Origin of the sequence: Enterococcus sp. DIV1421a, from assembly GCF_051711025.1 — a bacterium.
GTDB lineage: Bacteria > Bacillota > Bacilli > Lactobacillales > Enterococcaceae > Enterococcus_B > Enterococcus_B hirae.
The window spans coordinates 2,269,022-2,288,814 of sequence record NZ_JBIOLU010000001.1; the positions used below are offsets into that span (position 1 = coordinate 2,269,022).

General features: G+C 37.7%; 17 protein-coding genes. 2 read left to right on the top strand and 15 right to left on the bottom strand.

The window, feature by feature from the left end; genetic code table 11:
* Positions 1-106: 106 nt before the first annotated feature.
* The 15 genes from IGK21_RS10285 to IGK21_RS10355 form a co-directional block, all read right to left on the bottom strand.
* Positions 107-814 (bottom strand): zinc metallopeptidase, encoded by a 708-nt coding sequence (locus IGK21_RS10285; protein WP_010720736.1) that lies wholly within the window; start codon positions 812-814, stop codon positions 107-109.
* A 77-nt stretch (positions 815-891) separates the two neighbouring features.
* Positions 892-1,224 carry a zinc ribbon domain-containing protein YjdM gene (locus IGK21_RS10290; RefSeq protein ID WP_010720737.1) on the bottom strand — a complete coding sequence of 111 codons (333 nt, stop codon included), beginning with the start codon at positions 1,222-1,224 and terminating at the stop codon, positions 892-894.
* A 140-nt stretch (positions 1,225-1,364) separates the two neighbouring features.
* The gene (locus IGK21_RS10295) at positions 1,365-2,315 is read right to left on the bottom strand and encodes a DHH family phosphoesterase (RefSeq protein ID WP_034700579.1); all 951 of its coding nucleotides are present in this window, start codon (positions 2,313-2,315) and stop codon (positions 1,365-1,367) included.
* A gap of 14 nt (positions 2,316-2,329) precedes the next feature.
* Entirely contained in the window at positions 2,330-3,661 is a 1,332-nt protein-coding gene (locus IGK21_RS10300; RefSeq protein WP_034700581.1) for a DRTGG domain-containing protein, read from the bottom strand.
* Between the two features lie 9 nt (positions 3,662-3,670).
* Positions 3,671-4,351: a metal-dependent hydrolase gene (locus IGK21_RS10305; RefSeq protein WP_010720740.1), complete on the bottom strand. Its 681-nt coding sequence runs from the start codon at positions 4,349-4,351 to the stop codon at positions 3,671-3,673.
* Between the two features lie 153 nt (positions 4,352-4,504).
* Positions 4,505-4,978, bottom strand: coding sequence for a YbaK/EbsC family protein (locus IGK21_RS10310; RefSeq protein WP_034700582.1), 474 nt, complete (start codon positions 4,976-4,978; stop codon positions 4,505-4,507).
* Positions 4,979-5,132: 154 nt separating this feature from the next.
* Positions 5,133-6,812, bottom strand: a complete 1,680-nt coding sequence (locus IGK21_RS10315; RefSeq protein ID WP_034700583.1) for a ribonuclease J — start codon at positions 6,810-6,812, stop codon at positions 5,133-5,135.
* 756 nt (positions 6,813-7,568) lie between these two features.
* Positions 7,569-7,793, bottom strand: a complete 225-nt coding sequence (locus tag IGK21_RS10320; RefSeq protein WP_010720743.1) for a CsbD family protein — start codon at positions 7,791-7,793, stop codon at positions 7,569-7,571.
* A gap of 88 nt (positions 7,794-7,881) precedes the next feature.
* On the bottom strand, positions 7,882-9,066 hold the full coding sequence (iadA, locus tag IGK21_RS10325) for a beta-aspartyl-peptidase (protein ID WP_034700585.1): 1,185 nt from the start codon (positions 9,064-9,066) through the stop codon (positions 7,882-7,884).
* 235 nt (positions 9,067-9,301) lie between these two features.
* Positions 9,302-11,041: a putative basic amino acid antiporter YfcC gene (gene yfcC / locus IGK21_RS10330; protein WP_010720745.1), complete on the bottom strand. Its 1,740-nt coding sequence runs from the start codon at positions 11,039-11,041 to the stop codon at positions 9,302-9,304.
* A 679-nt stretch (positions 11,042-11,720) separates the two neighbouring features.
* The gene (locus IGK21_RS10335; RefSeq protein ID WP_010737187.1) at positions 11,721-12,320 is read right to left on the bottom strand and encodes an SIS domain-containing protein; all 600 of its coding nucleotides are present in this window, start codon (positions 12,318-12,320) and stop codon (positions 11,721-11,723) included.
* Positions 12,321-13,099: 779 nt separating this feature from the next.
* Complete coding sequence (locus IGK21_RS10340) at positions 13,100-13,456, bottom strand: hypothetical protein (protein WP_010720747.1); 357 nt, start codon at positions 13,454-13,456, stop codon at positions 13,100-13,102.
* 169 nt (positions 13,457-13,625) lie between these two features.
* Positions 13,626-14,495 (bottom strand): UTP--glucose-1-phosphate uridylyltransferase GalU, encoded by an 870-nt coding sequence (gene galU / locus IGK21_RS10345; RefSeq protein ID WP_034700586.1) that lies wholly within the window; start codon positions 14,493-14,495, stop codon positions 13,626-13,628.
* A gap of 31 nt (positions 14,496-14,526) precedes the next feature.
* Positions 14,527-15,546, bottom strand: coding sequence for an NAD(P)H-dependent glycerol-3-phosphate dehydrogenase (locus tag IGK21_RS10350; protein ID WP_034700587.1), 1,020 nt, complete (start codon positions 15,544-15,546; stop codon positions 14,527-14,529).
* 561 nt (positions 15,547-16,107) lie between these two features.
* The gene (locus IGK21_RS10355) at positions 16,108-17,841 is read right to left on the bottom strand and encodes a fibronectin type III domain-containing protein (RefSeq protein WP_034700588.1); all 1,734 of its coding nucleotides are present in this window, start codon (positions 17,839-17,841) and stop codon (positions 16,108-16,110) included.
* A 217-nt stretch (positions 17,842-18,058) separates the two neighbouring features.
* Here IGK21_RS10355 and IGK21_RS10360 point away from each other — a divergent pair, with 217 nt between their 5' ends.
* Entirely contained in the window at positions 18,059-18,931 is an 873-nt protein-coding gene (locus IGK21_RS10360) for a helix-turn-helix domain-containing protein (protein WP_053766334.1), read from the top strand.
* A gap of 132 nt (positions 18,932-19,063) precedes the next feature.
* Positions 19,064-19,711 (top strand): lytic polysaccharide monooxygenase auxiliary activity family 9 protein, encoded by a 648-nt coding sequence (locus IGK21_RS10365; protein ID WP_010737182.1) that lies wholly within the window; start codon positions 19,064-19,066, stop codon positions 19,709-19,711.
* Positions 19,712-19,793 lie beyond the last annotated feature (82 nt).

Genomic DNA, 19,793 nt, shown 5'->3' on the forward strand with positions numbered 1-19,793 from the left:
GCCCTATCTTATTCAACTCTTCGCGTTTGAACCAGGCCAAAGCGGTTTAACGATAATTACTTACGATTTTTCATTGCTAGTAAGGACCTTAATAATGTCCCATGTACTAGTCTCTACGATTACCACCGAATAATAAGATCAAACGAAGCAATTGTAAGAAAGTGGCAAGTGCTGCAGCTACGTATGTCAATGCTGCGGCAAAGAGTACGTGTCTAGCCATTGGTACTTCTTCTGCTGTCAGAAGACCACCTTCGCTTAGAATTTGAATGGCTCGTCTGGATGCATTAAATTCGACTGGTAATGTAACTAGCTGAAACAAAAGCGCAAGTGAAAAAGCAAAAATACCGATGTTGATCAATGTATCATTCCAGCTCAGTAAAACACCAATCAAAATCAATGGAAATGAAATCATCGAACCAAAATTAGCCACTGGAACCAGTGCGGCACGAATCTTTAGTGGCGCATAACCAACAGCATCTTGTACCGCATGCCCACATTCATGGGCAGCAACACCAATTGCAGCTACCGAAGTAGACTGTGCCGTTGCTTGTGATAAGCTCAACATTTTATTTCCTGAATTATAATTATCGGTCAAATCTCCTGCAATTTGTTGGACACCGACATCATTAATTTGTTGACTTTGTAAAATGTATTGCGCTGCTTGAGTACCCGTCACGTTATTCTTACTTCTGATTTTGTCATATTTACGAAAAGTACTGTTCACATAAGCTGAGGCAATACCGGAAATAACTAATCCGATGATCACTAACAAAAATGTAGGATCAAAAAAGCCATACATGCCATATCCATACATGATAAATCCACTCCTTTTTATTTTAACTTATTTTACCATGAGTGATCTAAAAAGAAGGTGAAAATACCTTGAGTGTATTAGAGTTTTTTAACAAATTCTGATTTTAATTTCATCGGTCCAAATCCATCGACTTTACAATCAATGTTATGGTCGCCTTCCACTAGACGAATATTTTTCACTTTTGTTCCTTGTTTGATGGCACCAGATGCACCTTTCACTTTTAAATCTTTGATCACTGTCACACTATCGCCTTCTGCCAAAGGATTACCATTAGCATCAAGAACGATCAAGCCATCTACTTGGTCCTGTTCTTCATTTGTCCATTCATTTGCACATTCAGGACAAATAAATAATCCTCGATCTTCGTAAGTGTATTCAGAGCCACATTGTGGGCAGTTTGGTAATGTCATCTTCTTTCTCCTTTAAAAATAGCGTTGAGCATTATTGTAACGGATAACGTGTCTTTTGAAAAGAGAGACTTGTGATTTTTAAAACAAAGTTTAGTAAAAATCATTTTTACAACGAACAACTCTCTCTTCTAAAATAGTTACTATCTTTGATACGCATGACAAATCTCTTTGATTTCGTCATAAATTTCTGCCACTTCCGCTAAATCTTTCGCACTTGCGCCACTTGCGAGCGGATGCCCACCACCATGATGCTTTTTCGCTAATTCATTAATGATCGGACCTTTCGAACGTAACCGTACACGGTAATATCCTTCTGGTTGTTGCACAAAGATTCCCCAAGCTAATACCTCATCAATGACACCAGGCAAGGAAACAACAGCTGCTGTTTCAGAATCATCAATTCCGTATTGCGAAAGGAGTTCTTGTGATAAAATCACTTTTCCTGCGCCATTTTCATCAACCTGGATATTTTGGTATAAATAACCTGAAAGTTTAGCAACTTTCATCGGCATTTGTTCAATTTCACGATTCAATGCACTGGCATCAAAAGAATAACGTCTTAAATCTGCTGCAATTTCCAACGTCCTGGCGGTTGTAGCTGGATATAGGAAGCGTCCTGTATCTCCTACAATCCCAGCATAAAGCAAACGCGCTGCACTGGTATTCAACGTTAACTCATTTGGAAACATGAGGGCAAACTCCGTAATCATCTCACTACAACTGCTAGCTTTCGTATCGACCCAGACCAGATCACCATACGGTTCATCATTTGGATGATGATCAATTTTTATCAATTTCTCACCTAACTTAAAACGATTATCACTGATTCTAGGCGCATTTGCTGTATCAGTGACGATGACCAAAGCTCCTTCATACACTTGATCATCAACTATTTGCATTTCTGCTAAAAAGCGCAAGCCCTCCACAGTTTCCCCGACTTGGTAAATTTCTTTTTGAGGAAACGTTGCTCTTAAAATCTCTGCTAAACCTACTTGAGAACCTAAAGCATCTGGGTCAGGACGTTGATGTCGATGGATGATGATTCGATCATATGTTTTTATTTCTGCTAAAATTTCAGATTGGACAGTCATTATTTCCCTGCTTTCTATGAACGTTCCATTACTTGGCAAACAACGATTGCCTTGGAAACGATCGTATTTTCGATATATACTTCAATGTCTAGTTTGGCTGATCTCCGACCAATTTCAAGCACTCTTGGACGAATATCCAATTCGCTTTCAAGTTGGATTAAACGCAGATAATGGAGACTCATCTGTTCGATCATGATATTTCTGCGTTGATTTAATACCATGGTTTTTTGTGCAACATCAGAAAGGATCTCACTTAATACACCAAATGAAATCGTACCGACCCCATTGACCATTTGAGGGGTAACCACAAATTTAAACTTTGGATTTGCCAAAAGATTCCCGTCTCGGTCTCGATCGATCGTTTGGATTCCTCCTGAGATTTGGTCAGAGATCGTATCTGCAATTTGCGGTTGTCGCTGAACTAACTGCATGGCTTTCATCACATCTTGCCGAGTAATCAGCCCTTCAAGTGTCAAATCATCCGAAACGACTGGCATGACTTCTAAACCATCCCAGATCATTTGATGGCTGACAGAAGCAACACTCATGGTTTTTTTCACACTGATCGGGTCTTTTGTCATGACCCGCTCAATTACTTGTGTATCTGCTTTACCAAGTACATCTTTAGCAGTAATAATTCCCATCAAGCGCATGTGACGGTTCACTACTGGAAATCGTGAATGGTGCGTTTCCTCTGATAGTTTTTGATAATCGGCGATCGTATCTGTTTGTAGCAGGTAGTGTGTCTTTTCTGCTGACATATAGATATCACTGACAAGCATAATGTCTTTTTTAATCAATTGATCACTCAAAGCACGGTTGATCATCGTTGCTACGGTAAAGGTATCATAAGTCGTACGAAGAATCGGCATCGCTAATTTGTCTGCTAAGCGAGCAATCTCGGGGGTAGTGTCAAATCCACCAGTAATCAGCACGGCGGCTCCATCTTCTAAAGCTAATTTTTGAACTTCCGAGCGGTTACCGACGATCATCAGTGATCCTGGTGTGATATAGCGTTCCATCGCATGTTTCGTCATCGCACCGATCACAAATTTATTCAATACTTTGTCTAATCCTGTTGCGCCTCCCAATACATCTCCTTCAATGATCCTGACGACTTCCCCAAACGTCAGTCGTTCAATATGTTTTTTCAATTTCCGCTCAATCCGGATTGTTCCGACACGTTGGATCGTTGAAACTAATCCGATATTTTCAGCATCCTTGATGGCACGATAGGCCGTTCCTTCACTTACGTTTAATTCTTTTGCTATACTTCTGACTGAAATACGATTTCCAACCGGTAAGCTTTCGATATATTCTAAAATCAAGTCATGTTTCGTCGCCATATCTTTAACCTACACTTCCAGCGTTTCAGAAACGCTCATTATTTTTCCTTCGTTCCCTGCCAACTTCTCAATAAATAGTTGAGGATCTTGTTGGATAACAGGAAATGTATTGTAATGGATAGGAACGACTAGCTTAGCGCCAATCCGTTTTGCTGCTCTCGCTGCATCTTCTGGTCCCATTGTAAAATTATCACCAATTGGTAAAAAGGCAACGTCAATGGTAAATTGTTCGGCAAGTAAAGCCAAATCACTAAAATCAGCGGTATCTCCTGCGTGATAGATCGTTTTTCCTTCTGCTTGGATCACAATCCCACTAGGTTCGCCCATATAAAGCGGTGTGCCAGCTACCTCATAACTTGAGCTGTGCTGGGCAGGAACAAATTTTACGATCCCAAATGGAAATTCATATTTTCCACCAATATTCATCCCATGTCCTTTGGCACCTAACTGTTCCGCATAATTTGTAATCTCAACAATGCTGATAATCGTTGCATCATTTTGTTTAGCAATCGGCACCATGTCTCCTACATGATCGTTGTGCCCATGAGTAACTAAAACCCAGTCTACTTCTACCTTATCCACTGTTAAATCTGTTAACGGATTGCCTGTAATAAACGGGTCGATAATCAAGCGTTCACCATTTTTCATTTCGATCGACACACATGAATGTCCGTGATAAGTAATTTTCACTTTTCTCACTCCTTTTACTTTCTTTCATACATTAAATAAACCGATTTCATTTAGAGAATAATCCTAAATAATAGTACAGTACATACGTAATCATTGTAACAGATAATACAGTTTGTACCAAGTGGCAAATCAGCTCAAACCACTCTAAGTACGCTACTCCACTAACTCTGCATACGTAAAAGGAACTATTTTTTCGAAGTCTGTTCTAGCGATCTTAATGCTTCTGCCAATTTCGCCACTTGACATGACCAACATTTGCTTTTCTTTGAAAGATGCATCAACTAAAAAAAGATAATCTGGGTGTTTACGATAAATGCCGATCGGTGTATTTGCACCATGTGGATAACCAGTAGATGCCATCACAAAATCCATTCCGGGAAAACCGACTTTGTGATCACCAGAAATTTTCCTGGTTTTTTTGTAATCTAAATGTTCCGACAATGGAACAACAGCAATGATTACACCTGTTTTATCCCCTTTCAAAACTAATGTTTTACAAACACTGTTTTGATCAATCTGTTTTTGCTTGAGTATTTTTTGAAAATCATTCCATTCTGTCTGATTAAATGTCAGAGCTTCGTAAGAAATTCTTTCTTTTTCTAAATATTCTTCTACTTTTGTTTTCATCTACTATCTTCCTTCCATTTCCTTCTCTTTTATTTTACAAAAAAATAGAAAAAAAAGAACGAGCAAGAACTTTGGTTCAACTGATACAAAAAATGGTATGGAAAAGTCGCCTCTTTAAAAGATTACGACCTTTTCCACACCATTATTGTTTCAATTATTTTTTGCCTCTACGTTGTGTTGCTTCCATGATCACTGGTAAAATCACTGGACGACGTTTTGTTTGTTCAAATAGGTAGCGTCCTAATTGATCTCGAATGTCTTGTTTTAATTTACTCCACTCAAAGTCGTTACTTTCCAAGTGTTTTTCCACGATTTCTTCGATCATCGTCCCACTTTCTTTCATCAAATCACGACTAGCTTTGACATAAACGAAACCGCGAGATGTGATTTGTGGTTTTGAGACAATTTTCTTTTCACGGCGACTAATAGTAACTACAGCTACAAAAATACCATCTTCTGACAAGATTTTACGGTCACGTAACACAATATTACCAATATCACCAATTCCTAAACCATCGATCATCACATTTTCAGCACTGATCGTTCCAGCGACACTCATCCGTTTATTTTTATATTCCAACACATCACCACGTCCTGTGATGTAAATGTTTTTGTAAGGGATCCCGACGGCATGAGCTAAATCAGCATGAGCAGCTAATTCACGATATTCACCTTGAACAGGAATAAAATAAGTTGGTCTCATCAAATTAAGCATCAACTGAAGATCGTTAGGGTTCGCATGTCCAGACACTCGCATGTTCTCAGAGATCAATTTGACCGTACCACCTGCACGATAAATGATATCTTCTGTTTTAGCTACCATCGTTTCCATCGCAATACTTGGAGTAGTTGTGATATAGACTAAGTCGCCTTCTTCGATTTTGATATTACGGTGGGTTTTATTGGCCATTTTTTGCAATGACTTAATTGGTTCACCCATCCGTCCAGTTTCTAAAATGATGATTTCTTCTGGTTTGTATTTCTTCATGTCCTTCAAGGTCACAAGCAAATCTTCACTCGGAAGTTGTAGTTTTTCCAGACGCATTGCTGTTCGGATGATCCGCTCAAAATCTTGCCCTGTCAATACTACTTTTCTTTGTGCCTTTTCGGCTGCATCCAAGACTTGTTGAACCCGCTGTAGATTACTTGCCACACAAGCAACGATGATTCTACCTTCCCAATACTTGATCGTATCGAAGACTTCATCCGCAATCTGTAGCTCTGATGCTACAGGAACTGGGTTTTCAGCGTTCGCTGATTCACTAAGTAATGCCAATACGCCTTCTTTACCGATTTCTGCCAAACGAGCATAATCAGTTTGATACATTGGAATAGCTGTCTGATCGAATTTAAAATCGCCTGTGTAGACGATACTGCCCTCTTTGGTTTTCAAGTTGATCCCGACTGAGTCTGGAATCGTGTGGGTGGTTCGGAAAAAGCTGACGATCGTCTCGCCAAAATCAATCTCCGTGTGTTCATCGACTACATGGAAATCTTTGAAACCTTTTGCTGCATCATTTCGTCCCACACTCAATTTAGCAAGCTCGATCGTTAACTCGGTTCCAAATACTGGTACAGAGAGCTTAGAAAGTAAATAAGGTAACGCTCCGATCGCATCTGCATGTCCATGTGTCAAAAAGACTCCCGCTACCCGATCAATGTTTTCTTCCAGATACGTAAAGTCAGGAATGACTACATCAATACCTAACAATTCGTTTTCAGGATATTTTAAACCACAGTCTAAAACAAAAATATCTTCTCCCACTTCAGCGATGTACATATTTTTTCCATTTTCACGTACGCCGCCTAAAGGGATAATTTTAATGGTACTCACAAATTTCACCTCTTCTTATGATGCCCAAGTTTAAAGACATCGATTCTCTTCTTTAACTAAATAGATGATTCATCTCAATGAGCAACTCACAAAATTTTAGCTGACTTCTTCTATTGCTTAGCAAGAAAAAGCAGCTGATTGACAGTCCTCTTGTTTATCTTCTGCCATTTTTGAATAAGTTTCATTAAAGCGATGAATCGATTATTTTTAACACAAAAGTCGAAAGCAATGGATTCGACTACTCCCCATCATTATACAACAAATTAGATAAATCGCTAGCATCTGCTATTTTCAAGAAAAAAAGCCTGGTTTTATACAGCACAACCAATCTTGCCTCAAGTCGTTGATTAAAACAGTCTCAATTTAACAAACTGTCTACTTTTATCCGTTCTTCTGTTACAAACATACTCCGTCTATTTTACCATATTTTTAGAAATAACTATAGTAGGATTTTCGATCTCAATAAAAGCTTTCTTACTACAAATCACTTCAAAGCTCTATTAAGTTCATTGACTTATAATTATACTTATCATAATTCGAGAGAGTACATCGATAGATTTGCTGGAACGCATACTAAAAAAGACGGTAGAATTGGTATCGTGACGCACCTCAAAAGTTCGTTTACTAACTATAAGAGGTGCAAAACACAATAAACCAATCTATCGTCTTTTACAATCAATCTTCCTTAAGAACTCGCTTTGGACAAAACCAGAGGATCATTCTCAAAGTTTTAACCAAACTTCTCTTTTGGAGAAACTATTTTTTATCATCTTTTTTGGAGAATTTTTCTTTGACATCTTCAAAGCCTTCTTTGATATCATCGCCTAAATTACGAGCTTTTTCTTTGATATCTGCACCAAGTGATTGTGCTTTTCCTTCTGCTTCTTTGCTTTTATCATCTGTTGCTTTACCGTAAGCTTCTTTTCCTTTACCAACTACTTTGTCTTTTGCATCTTCAGAACGTCCTTTTAAATCTGCCATCTTAATTCCTCCCTTGAATTTCTCATTTCTAACTATCTAACTATTATCAGGGTATCATCAACTTGAAAAACAGACAAACAGTATGCTCTTAGATCGTTTTTTCAAAGGTTCCCCACACTTTAACTTCTTTGTTTTCAACCATTACTTGTCCTTTGGCGATCACTGTTTCGATGGCTAAGGTTTCTTTGTCAAGTATACATAAATCAGCATCGTTCCCTACTTTGATTGTTCCTTTTCGCTCCAGCTTTAACACACGAGCGGGATTGACTGTGATTGCTCGCAAGGCTACTTCAAGTGGAATCTCTTCTTTTTCTACCGCTTCTTTGATACCTACCAGTAGTGATTTTGCGCTTCCGACACCCATACCAAGAAAGTGATTTTTTTCATCAAAGTAAGGTAAACTTCCTTGTCCATCAGATGACATTGTAAAATGATCAAGGGAAACTCCAGCTTCGATCAACTGTTTTAAAGCTTTACTAAAGCGGACTTCCCCATCTGTTCGTTCCCAAAAATCAGGATCTTCGCTCGCTGTGAAGTCAATTGTCCCACCTTTTTTCGCAAATTCGATACAAGCTGTTAAAAGTTCTGGCGTGCGGTTGGCATGGGTAGGTAAAAATTGCGTAATCGGAATCTCGGTTTCCTCAACTACCCGTGTTAATAACTCTAGTTTACGTTTTCCTCCACCTAAATGGACATTGACGATACCAGCTTTACCAGACAACATACCTCCTACTCGGGCATCAGCAGTTGCTCGAGAAAATTCTTCAAATGTAGGCTGAGATGATCGATGGTCAGAAACAGCAATTTCGCCAATTCCGATGATTTTATCAATTGTCAAAAAATCTTTGATGATTGAGTCCGTAACCGTTTTGAGTGGTAACCGATAAGAACCTTCATAGACGTAAGTTGAAATTCCTTCTGCTTCTAAGCCTTTTGCCTTACTGATAAGCGCAGTCATGTCACGACCTTCACCATCTGTTCCCAAACACCCAACAACTGTTGTTACACCCGCTGTCGTCAATTGGCTTAAAGTTACTTCTGGCGTACGATTTTGAAAACCGCCCTCTCCACCTCCACCTAAAAGGTGAAAATGGCAATCAATAAAGCCCGGTGTCAACACTTTCCCACTACCGGAAATTTCTTCCACTTCTAACTCAGCATAGCCACCGGTCAACGCTTCTTCAAGCGCAATAATTTTATCCCCGGCAATCAATACATCCATGACCCCTAAATAATCTGGTGCATAGACCTCAATTTGACGAATGATTTTCATTTGACTTCATCCTTTCTGATACCGATATTTTGGTTTTCTTTGTTTCAAAAGTAACTATTTTTAGTATAAAAAAGCCGAAGAATAATGAAAATAAGACAAACTATTTTCAGTCTCTTCGGCTTGCTTTCTATAAGTCAACTTTTTGGCTAGTAAGTTTGAAAAAGCATCGAGCTCCTCTGTCATCAGAAAAAACACGATTCGTGTATTCTTCACTAGCCTTAACTTTATTGCTTCGCTATTGTAAGCCGATTGCTATCGCAATCATGATAAAGATAGTACCTAGGACAAAAAAGAATCCTTGCATTTTGATTTGGAATCTTGCCCATTTTGCCCACTCGATACGTGCAACACCTAAGACACCAATCAAACTAGCTGATACAGGGGTAAAGGCATCCATAAATCCAGCGCCTAATTGATAAGCTAATACAGCTACTTGACGAGAGACCCCTACTAAGTCAGCAAGTGGTGCCATGATTGGCATCGTTAACGCCGCTTGACCAGAATTGGATGTCACGACTAAATTAAACAGGCTTTGGAAAATATACATTGCCCACGCTCCGATAGCCGCTGGTACTCCTGCTAAAGCTGTACCGATACCATGTAGAATGGTGTTTAAAGCAGAAGGAACAGAAGCATCTGAGCCACCTAATACTAATAAGATCCCTTTTGCCATCCCTACAACGATTGCTGTTCCAGCTAGATCAGCAGCACCCGATTGGAAAGAAGAGGCAATATCATTGATCCGCATGCCATCCAATTTGAAGATTACTGCAATGATCCCTGCGACTAATCCCATAACAAAAAATTGTGAAGCAATTTCTGGGATATAATACCCTTCTTGCGTAACACCCCAAACGATCCAAACCAATACGATGAGCATTTCAAGTAAAATCAATTTGTGTCCCAACATAAACGCTTTTTTCTCGTCGGTTGTTTTTTTCAAATGACTTCTGAAATAATCATCTGATTTATACGTCAATGAGCTTTCAGGGTTTTTACGGATTTTCTCCCCATAAATCATCAAATAGCCAGCAGATAACGCTGTGATAACGACCCACATGATCAATCGGAACGTCGCACCCGATAACACTGGAATGCCAGCGATCCCTTGAGCAACTGCTACACTAAACGGACTCATCCAGGAAGTCGCATTTCCGACTTGAGAGGCGACATACGTGACTGTTACTGCAACGATCGAGTCATAACCAAGAGCTATCACAAATGGGACCATCACCATAGAAAAAGGAATGACTTCCTCTGCCATGCCGAATGTCGCGCCACCGAATGAAAAAGCAAAAAATAATAGCGGTAAGGCTAAACGCTCCAGTCCCCTTGTCTTACTGATGAAAGCATAGATCCCTGCATCAATTGCCCCGGTGCGCATGATAATTCCAAAAGCACCACCAACAACTAAAATAAGTGCAGCGATTCCGACAGCCGATCCATACTTGTCTCCTGAGACTAATCCTTCAAAGACAAAATTCAAAAATCCGAAACCACCAAAATCGTCGGTCCCCCATACTCGAGCCGTTTTATGGAGTTTTTTTGAAGTATCATAAATGCGTTCTCCAAATTGGTCATAAAGTACATCATCTGTTAAAGAGATTTCATCTAACTTTTCTTGCGTTAATTTCTTTTCACCTTCAGAAATCACTTCTTCTAACCCTTTTTCAGGGACTTTTAATTTCTCTCTTTCCGTCGGATCATTTTGTAACTTCTCTAATTGATCAAATACATAGGAGCGATCCAAGGCATAAGCATAACGAAATGAATCTTGGCGTAATACAGTTCGCGTACTTGTTTCTCCATTTGCATCTTGGTATTCGATATCTTGTGTACTAAATTTTCCTGCTGGTACAATAAATGTCAGCAACCAAGCAAGGATGACCACTCCAAAAATGATGACATAAGTATGAGGTGTCGTCATTTTTGTGAGATCCCGTTTGGATTTCCCCGAAGACACTTGTTTCTTCACTATGAAGTCTTCCTTTCTATCTTTAATTTTTTATGAATAAAACAATCAATATCAGATTAGATTATACAGCAAAAAAACGCTAAACACATTAATTATCTATTAAAGCAATCTTTTTTATTTTTGTTAAAAACAACCAAAAAAGTTAAATAACTCTCTTGTATTTTGTGATGCAAGCATATAATCAATTAGTTTCATATGATATCTTTACTTGTTTTATTATTTATGAAGAAAAACCAATTATATTTTATCATTTTTAAAATATGTATATTTTTTCAACATTCGATATAAATAGAATTTTTTATTCATTATTTATCCGAAAAAAAACGAATAAAAAAACAGATAGTGTATTAGAAAAAATAGCTGCTTCAGACTTTTTTTAATCTATAAACAATCTTCATTGCAATAATCATAACTAATGTACTATAATTGCAATGTAAAGAGTTTTGGGGAAGACTCTTTCATCAACGTGTATTAAGAGACAAAAAAGAATTCAAGTGAATTCTTTTTTGTCTCTTCTTTGTGATATTTTGCTTGTTTTAACTATTGAAAAAAGATGTTACCTTGCTCTACTTTTTACACTAACACTTAGAAATCGCCGAATGTTCCTAGTTTTATTCAAAGGTGTCCCTTTTTCATCTACTTCAAGGCAATGTTTCCATTCATTCTATTTTTACGTTCCCTAACGAATCAGCTGGCAGACTGTAAAATATAGGGTTTGCTGCAATAGTAATATGGTAGCGATAGAGGAACTATCACAAAGAGCAAGCTCAACTTCTGACAATGATAAAGCGGTATCATTCATTTGTGCATGGTTATCCAATACTAGGTCAGCAAATTCAAACAGTCGCAACCCATTACTGTGTTGTGATTTGATACTTCGCGAGAGATCAAATCCAGTAACAATAATCAGTAAATGACCATTTGACTTGATCCATTGAGCTAGCTCCACAATACTTGGATCCCTGCCTTCATTGGAAAGAAGTAGAAAAATATCTGCTTGTTTGACAGAGAGCTGATCAATGATCGCTTTTCCTGTTCCTTCCAAAGTTTCATATATCCCATTTGCCGGATTTTCAATTAACTTGCCCGGTATCATTTCAGGTAAATGTTCCCAAAACTCAAATGCTATCCCGCTTAGTGTACGACTAGCAAAGATTTGTAAACGTCCACCTAATGAAACTTGACGAGCAATTAAAGAAGCAGCTTGAACCATCAAGGGTTCTTCGATTCTTAATTTCTTTTCTAGTTGCTGATAATAATCAAAATAGCGTAAACTCATTTATTTCTCCACCTTTAATTTCACAACAAAAACAGCAAGTGCGCTAAAACATAAAAAAAGAAATCAGTTAAGACGTATCAACCTTTTGCTTGAAAATAAAAGATAAAAAAAGGCATTGAGCATACTGCCCAATACCTTGACATAGTAAATAAACGAGCTACCGACCATCGAAAAACCGACACAAGGGTAGAAATCTCCCCAGAAATTAGGTACAATAAATACGGTCGATGCCTTGCATTGACTATGGCAAATGATCGGTCAGGGTGTATACGTGTGACTGGTCATTCCCTGATAGTTAGTTGCCGCTAACTATCAGGGAGCCTTTTTTTATTCTGCTGTTTCTATCTTCAATCATTTTAAGTAATCTATCAGACAAGTGCAAGTCCGAAAAAATAAAAAAAACACGGTCTGTTTTCTTGACATATAAATCAACTTTTTTAACTGAACAAGAATCCTATCACGATAGGATTCTTGTTTTTAGATTTATTTTTTAACAATGATAACAGCCAATATCTACTTAAATAAATAAATTTGCCGTCCACAATTAGACATGTCATGATCATTTTTTGTTTAGCCTACCAGGATGACTCTCCCCTACTGCTTTTTGCTAACTCCTATTCCTTAAATGGTATACTCAGACCCTAAAACCAGACAAAAAAGCAACCGCTCATCCAAATAAAATGGATTTAACCAGCGATTGCTTTGTTCTAACGAAAAACTCAATCGAGCAATAACCGTAGTTGCAAGCTACATGGATCAACTTTCTTAACTCACTGCTTTTAGCGTTTATCTGATCGTTTTGTTCTGCGATGAGAAGCCGTGTGTCTGCCTTTTTTGCCGATATGAACGCCTCTAAAGAAATAAGGGATAAAGATGATGAAATAACCTATGATAAATATCAAAGCAAAAATCATAGCTTCCCACGCACCTAAAGCAAGTTCAAGCATAACACTTAAAATAGAAATTGTTGCTAAATACCAGATAAAAATCAATAATTTCTCTTTTTTTCTAGCCATTTGAATGAAAACATATCCACAAATTAGCACCAATGGAGTCAAAAACAACCAGTTATTTCCTTCCATCAGCCATTTCAATCCATCAAGAAGTGTTTGACCGATTGTAATCAATTTTCCCATACAAAGCTACACACCTTTTCTGTATTTAAAAGTCAATTTTGCCATAACTCTTTTATATTACTACATAATAAGAAAAATGACGTTTATTTTAATAGCTAACAAAAAGTATTTTACTAAAATTTAAGCAACGAACTAGATAAGACCAAGTAAAAGTACCTTAGTTTAGAAATTATAACTCTTTACTAAGTTGTATCAGATACTCTTTAAGGGCAGCGCCGATTTCTGGATGTTGTAACCCATAATCAATATTGGTTCGCATGTAACCATATTTATCACCAACATCATATCGTCGCCCTTTAAAATTTCTTGCATAGACTTTTTGATGGCGATTTAATGTATCAATCGCATCCGTTAATTGGATTTCATTGCCCGCACCTGGTGTTTGCGTTTCGAGTATTGGAAAAATGTCTGGTGTTAATAAATAGCGTCCAATAATGGCAAGGTTACTAGGCGCCTCTTGAGGAGTAGGTTTTTCTACCATTTTTCTTACTCGATATAACCCAGTTTTTTCTTCCTCTCCAGGATCAATGATTCCATATTTTCCTGTATCTTCTGGCAAAACTTCCATCACTGCAATCGTTGATGAATGAGTTTCCTCGAAGTCCATCATTAGCTGTTTTGTCAAAGGGACTTGATCCACCATCAAGTCGTCCCCTAACATGACAACAAATGGTTCATCTCCTACAAATGCTTTGGCCTGAAGAACTGCATGCCCTAATCCTTTGGGGTAAGATTGTCGGATAAAATGAAGATTAACAGCTTCCGTTTCCTTGATGGTACTTAATAAATCGAGTTTTCCCTTCTCACGCAGATTTAATTCCAATTCAAGGTTAGCATCAAAATGATCTTCGATAGGACGTTTTTCTTTCCCAGTAACAATTAAAATATCTTCAATCCCAGATTTTAATGCTTCTTCAACAATGAATTGGATCGTTGGTTTGTCAACAATAGGAAGCATTTCTTTAGCCATTGCTTTTGTCGCAGGTAAAAAACGCGTACCTAAACCACCTGCCGGTATGATTGCTTTCTTAACTTTCATACACCCCGTCCTCTCATTTCAATATAAGCCCTTAGCTTAATGAAAATTCATTCTCTATTTTACCATCTCGCAACATGATTTCTTTGGCTGCTTGTTTGATGTCTTCTCCATTATATAATACATTGTAGATTGTCTGTGTGATCGGCATCTCTACCCCTAGTTGTTCCGCTAATTCAACCGCAGCTTTAGTGGTAGAGACTCCTTCAACCACCATTCCCATATTCTCAAGTACTTCTTCTAATTTATGTCCTTGACCAAGCAAATTTCCTGCTCGCCAGTTACGAGAATGAACACTTGTACAAGTCACGATCAAGTCACCTACACCACTCAAGCCAATAAATGTCAATGGATTGGCACCCATTGCCACTCCTAGACGGCTAATCTCCGCTAATCCTCGAGTCATGATCGCCGCTTTTGCATCATCACCAAAACCTAATCCATGGATGGCACCAGCACCGATAGCAATGATATTTTTTAAAGCCGCACCCGTTTCAACTCCGATGACATCATTATTCGTATAAATTCTAAAATAATCATTCATGAACAGATCTTGCACATAGATTGCCGCTTGCTGATCAATACTTGCAGCAGTAATGGTCGTAATATCATGAACAGCAACTTCTTCCGCGTGGCTTGGTCCAGAAAGCACGACGATTGCCTTTCTTTTTTCCTCTGGAATCTCTTCAGCAATAACTTCAGAAATGCGTTTATGTGTTCCTTGCTCTAACCCTTTACTTGCATGAATGATGATTGGTTTAGTATTCATTTTCTCAATCAATTCTTGAGCAACTGAACGAATGGCTTTCGTTGGTACAACGAATAAAACCGCATCGACATCCTTCACTGCTTCTGCTAATTCTTTATAACCGATAATCGCTTCGGAAATCTTTAGGTTAGGTAAAAATTGTTTATTTGTATGATACTGATTAATTTCATCGATTTGTTCAGGAACATTTCCCCAAATACGAACGTCATGTCCGTTTTCTGCTAAGGTTTGCGCTAAAGCAGTCCCCCAAGAGCCTGGGCCTAAAACTGCAATTTTTTGTTTCATTGATATTCCTCCAAATAGTTGATAGTAACTATTATAGTATAGATACTCTAAATGTTGAAAACTATTTTTCCCGTTTTAACAGTTTGTTTAACACTTGACATTGTTGTATTAAGATACATTTTAATTTTATGTCATTCAAAGCGTTATAATTATCATATAAATAATCATTGAATCAACTAGAAAGGGGGGCTAGAATATGTGGTCTGTTACACCGCCATTTTAATTAATGTTTCAGTTATTTTTATTCCAGCGATATGGGTTGCATCGTTTGTCCCATCACTTTTGTACGATCGTTACTAAATGATAAAAGAAGAAAACACCAGAATTCAGATTGAACTGTGTGTTTTCTTCTTTTGTTTATTCTCTCATCCTAAACAACTGAAAATAACTATTTAGATCAGAGCATGTAAAATGGTTGCGTGGCTTATCTTATATTTTGATTCTGACAATTTTATGTAAAAAAATCAGAGTGCGCCTTATATGTCTATGTCCTCATTACATCCTCATTGTAATAGCCCTGACATACTGCACTCTGACTCTTTTTTTATTTTGTTAACTTTATTAACTGATCTTCAGCCATAATGCTAAAGCCACATCAGGTTCCCAACCGATTTGTCCCATGTGGATGTTACGACAACGGTAAAGATTTCCTTTATAGGTCACAATATCACCAATATTATATAATTTCCCAATTTTCCATTCTTCTGCTTGATTATCTGCTGTCGTTTTCGCTGTCACTTGTTGACTTTTCTTAGAAATACCAGAAGAATTGACTGCTGCGATTTGATAAGTGTATGTCGTATCAGACATTAATCCCTTGTCTATAAAATCTGGTGTCATCGTGGTTGTTAATAGCACGCCATTTCGATAGATTTCATAGCCGATGACCTCTTCTTTCGGATCATTTGCAGACCAACCGAGTGTCACAGAGTTTTGCGATACACCTTTTACTACTAAACCAGTTGGCATCGAAGGGGCTGGTAATTGTGAACCAGCTTGTGTTCTGATCGTTAATACATCAGACGATGTTGAGCGATTTCCTGATGTATCGACTGCTTCAACCGTAAATGAATAGGTTGTGTCAGGGGATAAGTTGCTCACCGTATAATTGGTTGTGTTACTAGTGCCAATAAGTTGTTTGTTTTGATAAACATTATAATGAGAAACACGCACATTATCAGTAGAAGCTGACCAGCTTAATGAAATGCTTGATTGCGTTGCAGTTCCTTTTAAATTTTCTGGTTTAGAAGGTTTCTCAGTATCTGGTACTTGCTCTTTGAACAATCCTTGATAAGCATTCGCAAACGACTGATTATAGGCAATCCCAGCTTTATTTCTGCCCTCGTCCCAGTTGACACTCCATGTCATGATTCCTTTTAATGGCGTTTGATCTTTTGTCATTTGTTCAAACACTTGGTAGACCTTTGAAGGATCTTTAACATAGCCATTCGCTGCGGCATCTTCGTTAGCTGGGATCCCTAGAGCTAGTTTACTTGCCGGAATTTGGATAAAGCCACCGCTTCCTTCATTAAATGATTTTGAAATCCCGTACAAAAATTCATACTTTTTATTGTCATTGTTTTGGGCAATCCATTCCGTCCCAACACTAATCCCATCGCCTGCTTGATTATACAATTGAGGGGCAATAAAGTCATATTCATTTTGTAAAGCTGTAATATATGGTACATATGCCCCATTTGTTCTTAAGTATGGAAATTCAGGCGCCATTGAGATAATAAAATGTTTGTTTTCTTTCTTGTAATGCTCACGAACGATTTTTAATGCCGCCGGAATGACTGTTTGATTATCCCCAGCAGCCACCGCAGTTTGTTCCAAATCAATATCTAATCCATCAAAGCCATATACTTCTACTAACCGAATGATTTCATTCGCAAAAGCTTGTTCCTGGCCGCGATGTAATTCAATATGTGAATCTGCTCCTCCTAGAGAAATAATGACTGCTCGCCCTTGCGCATTCAATGTTGCTACTTTTTCACGAAAGGCCTGATCCGTCATATTATAAGGTTTAAAAGTAGGAATCCCTTCTCCTTTCATAAACGAAACCGTCACTACATTGTAAAAAGGATTTATTTTGGCCAAATCAATGTCGGCTGGACGACCTCCTTGATAGCCTGCGCCTTGTTCCGCTTGCCAGTTATGATAGTATCCGACTGCAATTTGTTTATTCGCGAGGTCAGGCATTGTGTCTGCTGCATCAGCTGCAAAAACCGTCGTACCTCCACTTACTATTGCACTAAACACGCCTACAGAAAATAATACTAGTTTTTTCTTCATCAAACCGCCTCCATTATTCTTTATTACATAACATATTACACCATCAATTAAAACGATTACAATTATTTGCATAGTATTGCAACACCCAAATAATCGATTACGCACTTTTTCTTTAAAAGCGCGCAAAAATGACGCTTTATTTAAATTTTATTACATTTGTGATATATTTAAAAAAACATCAACAATATATATAAAAAAACACTAGGAGGATAAAGATATGACTAACCATTCGTCTCTGATTCGTAAGTTAAGAAAAGAACGTGGCTTAACACAAGAACAGTTGACACGAGGTATCTCACAACGAGGAACCCTTGCTGCGTTTGAATCAAGAGGAACAAAGATCAGTTTTGAACTATTAGTTAACTACCTTGAACGAATGAACATTACTTTAGAAGAGTATCAATTTCTTCTTAATAGCAATTCACTTACGAATAAACAAAAATTAACCAACTATCTCATCTCATCCAAAAAAATCACTCACGAACAAGAATTAGAACTACTAAACGAATACGAAAAAACAGGCAGCATCTACTATCGTTTGATTTATGCCCAACGAAAATTGATTATGAACTACCTCTACAACCATACTGATACCACTTTGAAAATAGAAGAAGAAATTTTTGTGATCAAAAATTATCTTGAAAAAATTGAAACCTGGGGACATTTTGAACTAACGATTTTTTCAAACTGTTTGTTTATTTTTGATGATCAATACATCATCCATCTCTTTCAAACCAGTGTATCAAAAATGAAAACGTACATAGACGCTACCTACTATTCAGAACTTTTCTCTAATTTTATTCTAAATGGTTTACGCCTCTCATTTAACCGTCATTCTGCGATTCTTAGAAAACTTTTTCTATGCGAACTGAAAAGATTAACGCAAAATCACAAACAGTCAATTGATCTTGCCCAGTATAAATTATTTGCGGCTTTGGATCGATTAGCAGATGGCGATCATTCAGCCATTCCGGAAATCGAAAAGGGTCTTCGTTTTTTTGAGTGGTTAGATTTGACTAATGCTAAAGAATATTTTAGTAATCTCAAAAATTCATTGATTGAAAGCAGTTTACAAAACAAAGCTAATTAACAATTACGAACCGGAAGATGTTATTTTTGTTGTAATGCTAGACAAACAATCTAAGCTTATTGTTCTCCCCGTTATACTAAATTCATGAAAAGAAAACCTTTTCATAAAAATCATTTGGAGGAAAGTTATAATATGAAAAAAAGTTCTTTATTAGGGTTAGGTTTGGTTTTAGCAACGACAGGATTGACAACATTATCTTCCGTCAATGTTTCAGCACATGGTTATGTTATCTCGCCAATTAGCCGTGCCTATCAAGGTCAATTGGATAAAGAAAACATTGGCTATGATTTCGCAGTTCAAAAATATGGTCCGATCATTAATGAACCACAATCACTAGAAGCTCCTCAGGGATTCCCTAAAGGTGGACCAGCAGATGGAAAAATCGCTTCTGCAAATGGTGCAAGAGGATTTGAATTAGATAAGCAAACTTCTAGTCTATGGACTAAACAAAATTTAACAGGGGGAGCGACAAAATTCACTTGGAAGTATACGCAATCACACCCAACTAGTAAATGGCATTACTATATCACTAAACCAGGTTGGAACCAGAATAAACCACTTTCTCGCAATGAACTTCAATTGATCGGCGAAGTCCAAGGAAAAGGTGCGCAAGCTAGCACGAGTCCAACTCACACCATTACGATCCCAAATGACCGGATAGGTTATCATGTGATTTTAGCAGTTTGGGATGTAAGTGATACATCAAATGCCTTCTACAATGTCATTGATGCGAATATCCAACCTCGTAGTATCTTAAATGATTTAAATGAATCCATGTGATTCTCTTTAACTGAACAATCAATCATTCTTCATTTTCTTTACTGTTTATTGAAAACATTTGCTCATTCTTTCCCACGATGGG

Excerpts from the sequence above, each read along its gene's own strand:
- IGK21_RS10285 (WP_010720736.1), bottom strand. The coding sequence starts at position 814 with ATGTATGGATATGGCATGTATGGCTTTTTTGATCCTACATTTTTGTTA.
- IGK21_RS10290 (WP_010720737.1), bottom strand. The coding sequence starts at position 1,224 with ATGACATTACCAAACTGCCCACAATGTGGCTCTGAATACACTTACGAA.
- IGK21_RS10295 (WP_034700579.1), bottom strand. The coding sequence starts at position 2,315 with ATGACTGTCCAATCTGAAATTTTAGCAGAAATAAAAACATATGATCGA.
- IGK21_RS10300 (WP_034700581.1), bottom strand. The coding sequence starts at position 3,661 with ATGGCGACGAAACATGACTTGATTTTAGAATATATCGAAAGCTTACCG.
- IGK21_RS10310 (WP_034700582.1), bottom strand. The coding sequence starts at position 4,978 with ATGAAAACAAAAGTAGAAGAATATTTAGAAAAAGAAAGAATTTCTTAC.
- IGK21_RS10320 (WP_010720743.1), bottom strand. The coding sequence starts at position 7,793 with ATGGCAGATTTAAAAGGACGTTCTGAAGATGCAAAAGACAAAGTAGTT.
- iadA (WP_034700585.1), bottom strand. The coding sequence starts at position 9,066 with ATGAAAATCATTCGTCAAATTGAGGTCTATGCACCAGATTATTTAGGG.
- IGK21_RS10335 (WP_010737187.1), bottom strand. The coding sequence starts at position 12,320 with ATGAGTTTACGCTATTTTGATTATTATCAGCAACTAGAAAAGAAATTA.
- IGK21_RS10340 (WP_010720747.1), bottom strand. The coding sequence starts at position 13,456 with ATGGGAAAATTGATTACAATCGGTCAAACACTTCTTGATGGATTGAAA.
- galU (WP_034700586.1), bottom strand. The coding sequence starts at position 14,495 with ATGAAAGTTAAGAAAGCAATCATACCGGCAGGTGGTTTAGGTACGCGT.
- IGK21_RS10350 (WP_034700587.1), bottom strand. The coding sequence starts at position 15,546 with ATGAAACAAAAAATTGCAGTTTTAGGCCCAGGCTCTTGGGGGACTGCT.
- IGK21_RS10355 (WP_034700588.1), bottom strand. The coding sequence starts at position 17,841 with ATGAAGAAAAAACTAGTATTATTTTCTGTAGGCGTGTTTAGTGCAATA.
- IGK21_RS10360 (WP_053766334.1), top strand. The coding sequence starts at position 18,059 with ATGACTAACCATTCGTCTCTGATTCGTAAGTTAAGAAAAGAACGTGGC.
- IGK21_RS10365 (WP_010737182.1), top strand. The coding sequence starts at position 19,064 with ATGAAAAAAAGTTCTTTATTAGGGTTAGGTTTGGTTTTAGCAACGACA.